The 2,546-nt window shown below is 35.3% G+C and carries 1 protein-coding gene and 1 pseudogene; one reads left to right on the top strand and one right to left on the bottom strand.

The genetic code is table 11. The features are described from left to right. Positions 1-568 (top strand): CatB-related O-acetyltransferase (locus tag AC1DUO_RS24120; RefSeq protein ID WP_477989114.1); only part of this gene is annotated, 568 nt, incomplete at its 5' end. A gap of 60 nt (positions 569-628) precedes the next feature. Here AC1DUO_RS24120 and AC1DUO_RS24115 read toward each other — a convergent pair. Further along, positions 629-2,546: pseudogene (locus tag AC1DUO_RS24115) on the bottom strand (hypothetical protein); the annotation flags it as partial.

Here is a 2,546-nt window from a genome sequence, read left to right as displayed (position 1 = left end):
ATTTAATATCGGCGCCTACAGTTATTTGGGCGAAAATTGCCTAGTCGGTGGGGCTATTATCGGTCGCTATTGTTCGATAGCTCCTGGTGTCAAGATAGGCTTGGGAGAGCATGAGCCTAATCATATTTCAATGCACCCTATTTTTTTCGGTTCGAAACACAGTTTTAATATACCAGACAGAATTGGCACTCAAAGAGATCTTACATTGAAAAAACATCAAATTCCTAAAATAGGGCATGATGTTTGGATTGGTGCCAATGTAGTTATATGTAGAGGGGTAGAGATCGGTAATGGGGCAGTAATTGCTGCAGGTTCTATTGTGAGAGAAAACGTCGAGTCATATTCTATTGTTGGTGGTGTTCCAGCCAAATTCATTAAATTGAGATTTAGTAAGGATATCATCAGTGAGTTAATGGAACTGAATTGGTGGGATTATGAATTAGAAAACTTTGTTGGTATAGATACTTCTAATGTTGAAGGTTTTATTGAGATATTCAAACAAAAGAAAAAGTCAAAAGCAAAGTATAATGTATATATTAGAAACTCCGAAAAAGAAATATTAAAATAATATAGGAGATAGAGTGTAATAACGAGTGCCAATAGTTTGGCACTCGTTATTAGTAGGAAGTTATCTCACCACAACTCTCAACAAACCAGTAGAAAAACGTCCTAGCAAGGTGTTTTTCTTGAACAAATATTTAAATCTTTTGATGCTTGGTTTTTTGGAGTCATCGAAGAAAATATAAGGATCCTTTCTTAATTTTTCGCGTTTACGCTGTTTTGGGGTTTTTCCGATGTATGCAGGATTTTTGTTCTTGATGTTAACAACATTACCATTGTTTGTTTTAGTATCCGAAATAATACTATCAACCGACTTTAAGTCTTTCTCAAATGATGAATAATAAGCCTGAGCTCCTTTTTTCCATTTTGATGCAGCCAGAAGTTGTTGCAATGCTTCAGGTTTAATACTGTTATCTGCATTAAAATGATATTTTTCTGGGGAAGCAACTAAACATACTGAACCTCCGCCGAATACATTTTCAACCTCATGACCGGAAAACATCTTTGCATCAATACCATTAGGGTTATTGGCAAACGAGAGTATGATTCGGCTAGATAAAATTGGTGAGAACTCAATATTATCTAAATAAGATGAAAATCTTGTTTTCAAATCCTTAGTGAAATCTACTACACCATTATGTGTTTTTATCAAAGCAGATTTTCGAATTATTTCTTCTTCAGCTTCTAAAAAGACTGCTTTTCGTTCAGTTCCAGTATTTATGAATTTTGTTAGACTTCCCTCGGGGGCGCTAAGTGCTGCTTCAAATATAAATACGTGGTCATTAAGCCCGTGATGATAAGGAATACGATGATCATCTAGGTTTTGTAAATATCCTTCAAAGTGCTCATTCAGGAAATGGTCGCGACTGTGATGATGGGTTAAGAAATAGAATCCATGAAGAGAGTCAATCTGCAGGATTTTTTTAAGGTAATATTGCATTGATCCGCTATAACCAATGTCGACGACTGCAGTTTTATTGTTTTTAGAATGAGTGATAAAATCAATGTCGTTTAAATAATCCAGATAGCTGGTACGCTCTAATTCTGCATTAGCGATAATCAAATCTGAAATTGACTCTAGAAATTGGAGTAATTTTCCATGATCAAAATAAGGTGAGACAATGCTGTCTTTTTTGAAATCATACTTTGAGAATTTTTCGTCGTTAATATCATCAGCATTGATGCCAAAACGGGATTCCAGGAATTCAGTTATGGACCTGGCATTAAAGTTTTGAGAAGCGACTTCCATTATATCATCAAGGTTTCTTATTGATGACACCATAGCTGCGCGTCTTGAGCTATAAAGATAGGAGCTTTTTGGTGAAGTAGGATTATCAGCATATAGTTCATCATATACTTGTTTTAACACCCATCCATCTCTGGATAAGAAAAACAATTCATCAATGCCGAGTCTTTTTGCTCGGCGATGCAACCATTGAACAAACCCGACTACGAGTGGACCAATAGCAATATATCCATAATTGTATTCTTCACCTCTAAATATTGAGGATTTATTTATTTTATACCAATGGCCGGCATTGTATTTGTTAGCGAATAAGCCGTTTAAAACTGAGCTTGATATACCTGAAGACTTCAAACTAGCGGCCATAACCTCTGCGATTTTAGACTGCTTGTAATTATCCATAGCTTTCTGGAAAACATAACTTTTTAAGCCATGTTTTTTTGCCATGAGGCCATCGGCTTGCGAGTTGTCACCAATATGTAGAGCTTGGTCTGCAGGAATATTATATGTTTTTTGTAGGAATTCTAAATATTCAGGATAAATTGTACCATTGTGTTTTCTGGTTTTAGTTTCAGCGGAAACGAGAAGTTTATCATACTGCTGAAGGCCAACATTATTTAGAATTCTTTTAATAGAGGTACGATCTAAATAGATATCTGTAATAATGGATGTTGGATTACAAAGTAATCTAGAAAAATGAAATTCTCTGACCATCGATTTTTTTGGATGCACAAGATCGACT

The sequence above is a fragment of the Rahnella sp. P4_A8 genome (assembly GCF_056402435.1).
The sequence above is the reverse complement of the archived record's forward strand: the minus strand, read 5'-3'. Positions and strand labels throughout refer to the sequence as shown.